General features: G+C 36.2%; 11 protein-coding genes. 1 reads left to right on the top strand and 10 read right to left on the bottom strand.

The features are described from left to right. Both LJD34_RS15360 and LJD34_RS15355 read right to left on the bottom strand, forming a co-directional pair. Window positions 1-242, bottom strand: a 242-nt coding sequence (locus LJD34_RS15360; protein WP_227360304.1) for a helix-turn-helix domain-containing protein, incomplete at its 3' end; no start/stop codon positions are given. 3 nt (window positions 243-245) lie between these two features. Continuing rightward, window positions 246-665 (bottom strand): RNA polymerase sigma factor, encoded by a 420-nt coding sequence (locus tag LJD34_RS15355; protein WP_039862748.1) that lies wholly within the window; start codon window positions 663-665, stop codon window positions 246-248. Between the two features lie 522 nt (window positions 666-1,187). On the opposite strand from LJD34_RS15355, the gene LJD34_RS15350 reads away from it, so the two are divergent. After that, window positions 1,188-1,547, top strand: coding sequence for a helix-turn-helix transcriptional regulator (locus LJD34_RS15350; protein WP_009265873.1), 360 nt, complete (start codon window positions 1,188-1,190; stop codon window positions 1,545-1,547). Window positions 1,548-1,674: 127 nt separating this feature from the next. On the opposite strand, the gene LJD34_RS15345 is transcribed toward LJD34_RS15350, so the two are convergent. The 8 genes from LJD34_RS15345 to LJD34_RS15310 all read right to left on the bottom strand — a co-directional run. Beyond that, window positions 1,675-1,863: a cysteine-rich KTR domain-containing protein gene (locus tag LJD34_RS15345; RefSeq protein ID WP_025477909.1), complete on the bottom strand. Its 189-nt coding sequence runs from the start codon at window positions 1,861-1,863 to the stop codon at window positions 1,675-1,677. Between the two features lie 12 nt (window positions 1,864-1,875). After that, on the bottom strand, window positions 1,876-2,580 hold the full coding sequence (locus LJD34_RS15340) for a transglutaminase-like domain-containing protein (RefSeq protein WP_009265874.1): 705 nt from the start codon (window positions 2,578-2,580) through the stop codon (window positions 1,876-1,878). A gap of 44 nt (window positions 2,581-2,624) precedes the next feature. Then, complete coding sequence (locus tag LJD34_RS15335) at window positions 2,625-3,383, bottom strand: helix-turn-helix transcriptional regulator (protein WP_009265875.1); 759 nt, start codon at window positions 3,381-3,383, stop codon at window positions 2,625-2,627. Window positions 3,384-3,411: 28 nt separating this feature from the next. Next, window positions 3,412-3,636, bottom strand: coding sequence for a hypothetical protein (locus tag LJD34_RS15330; RefSeq protein ID WP_004612108.1), 225 nt, complete (start codon window positions 3,634-3,636; stop codon window positions 3,412-3,414). A 16-nt stretch (window positions 3,637-3,652) separates the two neighbouring features. Next, window positions 3,653-3,853, bottom strand: coding sequence for a helix-turn-helix transcriptional regulator (locus tag LJD34_RS15325; RefSeq protein ID WP_003063668.1), 201 nt, complete (start codon window positions 3,851-3,853; stop codon window positions 3,653-3,655). Beyond that, window positions 3,846-4,211 (bottom strand): DUF3796 domain-containing protein, encoded by a 366-nt coding sequence (locus LJD34_RS15320; RefSeq protein ID WP_009265876.1) that lies wholly within the window; start codon window positions 4,209-4,211, stop codon window positions 3,846-3,848. The genes LJD34_RS15325 and LJD34_RS15320 overlap by 8 nt, the downstream gene beginning before the upstream one ends. Window positions 4,212-4,290: 79 nt before the next feature. Beyond that, on the bottom strand, window positions 4,291-5,193 hold the full coding sequence (locus LJD34_RS15315; protein ID WP_227360303.1) for a conjugal transfer protein: 903 nt from the start codon (window positions 5,191-5,193) through the stop codon (window positions 4,291-4,293). A gap of 18 nt (window positions 5,194-5,211) precedes the next feature. Then, on the bottom strand, window positions 5,212-5,882 hold a 671-nt coding region (locus tag LJD34_RS15310; RefSeq protein ID WP_227360302.1), incomplete at its 5' end, for an NlpC/P60 family protein.

Below are 5,882 nucleotides of genomic sequence, written 5' to 3'. Positions count from 1 at the left end.
TCTTCGATTTCTAAGGCAATATCAAACCCTAAAATCATTTTGATAAGTGCTTCTCTGATAAGTCCTTTTAACTCCATATCTACGACAATATAAACATTTCCGTATTCATCATAGAGTGGACGCAGACAGCACTTTGATATGTATGGGTCATAAAATGCCAGTATCTTTTCAATCGCTTTTTCGTCCCCGTCCATAGCCTGCGAAAGCAAATAGTAGGACGGTTTTTTCATTGTGTGTTTCATTTGCTATCTTTTCTCCTTTAATATTTTTTTCATAAGCTCTAGTGAATTGTGTCGGTTTTGAAAAACACCACTTCTTGAAATGTTCTGTCTTTTTGCAATCTCGGTATCGCTCATTTCCAAGAAATAATACATCAGCAAATTCTCTCGATTACGTTCAGACAAATGTTTCAAGGCTTCTGCCAGTTCATCATCACAAATACGAATATCATTACCGCATACGTTGAAAAATGTATAATCGCTGTCGTATTCGTCCCATACAGCCAGCTTTTCCACGACGATTTCTGGAAGTTCACAGAATGGAATTTCTTTGTCTTTTCGTCGCTTCAATCCCTGCTGATAGTCCTTAACAACATGACGGACAACTTTTTTCAAACAGCTTTCAAAACGGCATTGAACAGTTTTTTGGAAGTCAGACGGTTTCATCAATCTCACCCCCTTTCCGTTATGACGTGAAAAGTGTTTATCCCTCTTTCCGCACCATATAGGGAATGGCAGGTGTGATTTGCTAAGTTGAAACCGAAAAAAATTGAAAAAACTTTTTAATAAAGCAAAAACAGCCCGTGGGTGTATAAATACACAAACAGACTGTTTTATAAATTCTATTTATATGAAATTTAAATTCTAGTAAAGGGTATGATGATTGTAATACTAGGGTAAAATATTTATCCAGTTGAGAACGACAGAACGTTCTTCCGTATGCAATCATGGTATAAGCCCCCTTTAACCAGAGCCATACCTTGTACTTACAAGAAAAAGGACAGTTCTGATTATATCCAAAACCGTCCCGTTATTTCTCAAGACGCACAAAAGTATATTATCTAGGAACGGTTTTTTTTATTTACCGCACACGATAACAGCTTTTGAATTATTACTGCATACTATATGCAATTTTAACACATTCTAAATTTATAACATGAAGTATAAACTCATGCTAGGTGATTTAAAATGAGAAAAACAAAAGAAACACATACTTTTGATTTCAGACCGCTAGGGCTGGCAATCAGAGAAGCCCGTGAGAAAGCGGGACTTTCTCGTAATGATTTAGGCGATAAGGTATTCTATGGGGAACGTCATATCGCAGATATTGAAAATACTGGGTCGCACCCAAGTTTTCAATTATTCCATGATTTAGTTACCATGTTCAATATATCGGTTGATGAATATTTCTATCCAGCGAAAAAAGTAACAAAAAGTACAGCTCGCCGTCAGATAGAAACCTCTCTTGATTTATCGAGTGATAACGAATTAAAAATCATTCAAGGTACGATTGACGGTATCTTGAACAGCAGGGAGAGCAAGAAGTAATTCGCTTCTTGCTTTCTTTTTTCATAGCTTAGACACTCTTATTTGCTGATCTGCTCCGCAGGTAACAAATAAGAGCCGACAATCTATAAGTTACAATAACCTACAAAAAGTTACAATAACCTACAAATTATCGGCTCTGCGTCTTAGCGTCTGGCTCTTTGATAACAGTTACTTTTCCATACTTTATATTGATTAAAGTTTCAGCTTTGCACTTCGGACAATACAATGGGAAATTTATTAGTTCTGTATCTTTCCGTATTCTTGTTCGTGTTTTGTTACTACAAACAGGACATAGTACCCATGACTGTTTTTCCACAACACCACCTCTTTATTTCTTTGAATTTCTTATTTTGAATACTCTTTTTGTCATCATTTTCGTTCCTATATGCGAGTAAAGGTACAATTTAATTTTTGACATATTCTGCGTATGCTTAGAAAAAAGTATATCGGGAGAAGAAAATATACCATAATCATCAACAACAGCTTCTTTCTGAATAAAAACATCGTTTCCCCTCCAAGCAATATTAACTGTTTCCAAGTCTTTGGTTGCAATAGCAAATTTTTTGAATATACCTTTATATTCAGTATATTTTTGTTGTACTGTGTATAAATAGTCTTTATCGATTATTACACCTTCTAAAGCAATCCACTTATCATTAAAGAAAACTTCTACCCATGTATGCAAAATATATTTAGGTGCTAACAAATAAATAATTTGGGGAAGTGCTCCCTTTTGAAAATCTTTTGACACATTAAAGGCGTGTAATCTGCACGGTATATTAACTGAACGTAATAGTGCCATTAAAAGTGTTGCTTTAGTATTACATTGTCCGAAACCATCTTGTAAAACTTCAACCGCACTCAATATATCCGTAGAGTTATATCCAAATAAAATATCATTTTGAACAAACTCATAAATGTTTTTTATTTTATGAAATTCGTCTAATTCCAGCCAGCCTTTTTCCCTAACTAAATCACTAATCTTAGCAGAATTAAAATTTAACATTTTCGTTTCTTTCAAATATTCTTCCATAATAAAGCTCCTTTCTTCATGGCTTTATTATATTTTAAATTTCATTAGTAAACTTTCAAAAATTCGCTATCTTTTAACGATAATGAAACGGTCATACCCATCATTTTTTTTACTGTACTTGCAAAATGGGACGGACTATCAAAACCAGCAATCATTGAAGCCTCCGTGATATTTTTACCAGCGAATAATTCATCAAAAGCCCGTTCCATTTGATGTAATATAATATAGGACTTTAAAGGTATTCCAGTTTGTTCTTTAAATAAATGTGATAATCTGCTGGGAGATAAAAATACATTATCTGCTAAATATTTGATACTATGGTCGGTGCATTTACAAGTGTCTAAAATCTGGAAAATGCTAGATATTCTTTCATCATACATGTGTTTATACATAGATAGTTCTAAATAATTTAATAGATATTTGTAAAAATGTTTATATTGTTCAACATTTGTACTATGTAATAACCTTTTAACTTGCCTGCTCAATTCGTATGTATCTATTTGGTCATAAATCAAAAAATCTCTTTTTCCCATTTTATCAATAAGTTTTTTCCCACACACAGATGTTGGGTCAATAATCGAAGAAAAATACAATTTTCCCTTTGCCGAAAAAGAGTGTGCAACATTTTTATTTACAACTATAACATCACATTTAATCCGTATGTCATTGATAACTATTTCCACATAATCATCAACACCAACAAATAACTGTAACATCAAATGACTATGTGTATCAGCGTCTAAGTGATTTGTAATCATGCTTATTTTATCTGTATCCCAAAAGATTTTATTTATAACTTTCATAAAATCCCTCCTAAAAAAGTTCTCAACTCTAAACTTTTGTCTTTTTCGTAATCTTGTAAATATATTCTTCTGGCGTAGGGCGTTTATTCCCAAAATACTTTCTGAAATTTGCCTGCACTTCTGGGTCGGTGCTATTCATAGCTTCATCGATCGTCGCTTCAATATCAGCCCGAACATCAGCCAATGATACACCGCCAGCCTTTGCTCCAGCTTTCAATGCTTTTTTTATATCTCGTTTTTTTAGTCCTATCATGGTATCACTCCTAAATTCAATCGTCTATTACTGTAAAAACTTCTTCAATCGTTACATGAAATGTCTTTGCAATATTCCAAGCTAATACAAGCGAGGGATTGTATCGTCCTTTTTCAAGGTTGCCAATCGTTTCCCGTCGAACACCGACTGCTTTCGCTAAATCATCTTGTTTCATATCATATCTTGCCCTAAATTCTTTAATACGGTTTTTAATCATTACATATTCCCCATTTTTCTTTCATTCCAAAGTATGCGGTTGATATAGAGTAAACAATTACAGAAATCGCCCACCCTAGAGCCAATCCATTAGTAAATGCTTCATTTCCAGAACTTTGTTTTATCAAGAAAGAATATAATGTAATGCAGGCTGTGGCAATCATTCCACAATAAAAACCACGGGACGCTGATTTATTCATATATTCATCTAACATTTCATCTTGTTTCATAAACCAATACTCAAAGTTTATTGCGAATACAAAGAAAGGTAAAAATTCCTTTTCATTACTCATAACACCGATAACACCTAATAACGAAAGAAAACCAGTTGCACCATACAAAAACTTTCTTACTGTCATAACATTCACTCCTTATGTGGTATATTTCTATCTTTACAAGAGAAATATACCACATTTAGAAGTCGTTTGTCAATCCTCTTTATCCTATAATCTTCCAGTTACTATCCTTATGTAGCACAAGCTCATATTGCGATACCTGCGTAGCCTTTGTCTGATTATCAAGAAATTTCACAGCAACTTTGACTTTCACATTGTCCCCGTCCTTTGTAAAGATAGGGTTTACCAGTTCAGAATAAAGATAATCCCTGCTGATAGGTTCAATCACATTTCCCGATACATAGTAAGCAAGTTCCTTTTCTGTGGCTGTCGGATAGAGCTTAAAGAATGTTTCCAGAAATGCAGTAGCGTCGTTTACGGTATCAGCGTCCAGATTTCCGTCTGCTTCTGGTGTCTTTGGTTCATAGTCTGATTTTTCGATTGCTGGTGCAAGGGTAGGGTTCTGAATGATTACCATATCCCCGTCAGCGTCTACATGGACTTTTACGGTATAAGTTGCCTTGACATTGCTTGTCTGTTCTCCCTCTTTTATCTGCTGATCTACTTCGTAGGTAGCAGAAAAAGTGTCCGTTCCCGACTGTTCGATACTCCACACAAGCACATCTGTAACCGTGGAACTGGTCGGTATGTCGGTTCTAATGGTATCTACATTCAAGTCCTGCAATTCCTTTGTCAGATAACCACTGATTGCCTGCGTCCTCGCTTCAATTGCTTCTTTGCTGTTATTCCATGTGTAATAGGACTTTGCGAAGTTCTTTACGAAATTTTCAATCCCGTTGGTGTCCTGCAAGCGAAGCTCAATGACTTCTTTTTCATGGGTCGTGTGCTGGTCGATAGCGGTAAAATTCTTATACACCCCAAAGCTCACACTTGCGATAAACACCACCCATAACGCAATCACAGTTTTCTGATGTGTGCCTACCTTGACAGTACGCACCTTTTTTTCTTTAACATTTTCTGTTGGTTTCTTATTGTTTTTAAACATATTTTCAAGTCCTTTCTATTATTTTATTCGTCCTGCACCGATTAAGTGCTGTTGCCAGTAACTACTATTCAAATCTGCATATCCTATCGGGTCGCCTGCATGGTACATCTGTGTCGGCGAAACAAGAATACCGACGTGGGTTACATACGAACCAGCGTTATAGGTGGAATGGAAAAACACCAAGTCCCCAGCCTTTGCCTGCGAGAGTGGAAGATGTTGGGTTGCGTCATACTGTGCCTGTGCTGTTCTCGGTAAGGAGATACCAGCTTTTCCATAGCACCATTGCGTCAGTCCCGAACAGTCAAAAGAAGTGTTGGGATTGCTACCGCCATACACATATTTCCAGCCTTGATATTTCAACGCTTCATTCATTACCTTTTGTGCCAGTTCTCCCGATACCTGCGGAACTGCTAAATACTGATTGAGTAATTCGACGTAGAACATATTTCCGTAACCATATCGCCAGCCCCCGTTCTTCGCAACGGCTATCGGGTTAGTATAGGTTACTTTCTTTCCACCCGATTTCTCACGGGCGAAGCTCTCTGCAAGGTTAAAAGTGTGTTTCTTTCCTTTTCCTGCCACATATCCCACATAGCCACCGCCATAGTTATAAGACTGTATCGCTACATTCAAGTCGTCAATACCTTGATTTTTGCAGGAAGAAAGCAGGGACGCAAAATACTTACACC

Origin of the sequence: Faecalibacillus sp. MSK20_93 (assembly GCF_020589945.1) — a bacterium.
GTDB classification, from domain to species: domain Bacteria; phylum Bacillota_I; class Bacilli_A; order Erysipelotrichales; family Coprobacillaceae; genus Faecalibacillus; species Faecalibacillus intestinalis.
The sequence above is the reverse complement of the archived record's forward strand: the minus strand, read 5'-3'. Positions and strand labels throughout refer to the sequence as shown.

What these genes read in the sequence shown, in the direction of transcription:
- LJD34_RS15315 (WP_227360303.1), bottom strand. Translation starts at nt 5,193, where the DNA reads ATGTTTAAAAACAATAAGAAACCAACAGAAAATGTTAAAGAAAAAAAG.
- LJD34_RS15325 (WP_003063668.1), bottom strand. Translation starts at nt 3,853, where the DNA reads ATGATTAAAAACCGTATTAAAGAATTTAGGGCAAGATATGATATGAAA.
- LJD34_RS15340 (WP_009265874.1), bottom strand. Translation starts at nt 2,580, where the DNA reads ATGGAAGAATATTTGAAAGAAACGAAAATGTTAAATTTTAATTCTGCT.
- LJD34_RS15320 (WP_009265876.1), bottom strand. Translation starts at nt 4,211, where the DNA reads ATGACAGTAAGAAAGTTTTTGTATGGTGCAACTGGTTTTCTTTCGTTA.
- LJD34_RS15335 (WP_009265875.1), bottom strand. Translation starts at nt 3,383, where the DNA reads ATGAAAGTTATAAATAAAATCTTTTGGGATACAGATAAAATAAGCATG.
- LJD34_RS15355 (WP_039862748.1), bottom strand. Translation starts at nt 665, where the DNA reads ATGAAACCGTCTGACTTCCAAAAAACTGTTCAATGCCGTTTTGAAAGC.
- LJD34_RS15350 (WP_009265873.1), top strand. Translation starts at nt 1,188, where the DNA reads ATGAGAAAAACAAAAGAAACACATACTTTTGATTTCAGACCGCTAGGG.
- LJD34_RS15330 (WP_004612108.1), bottom strand. Translation starts at nt 3,636, where the DNA reads ATGATAGGACTAAAAAAACGAGATATAAAAAAAGCATTGAAAGCTGGA.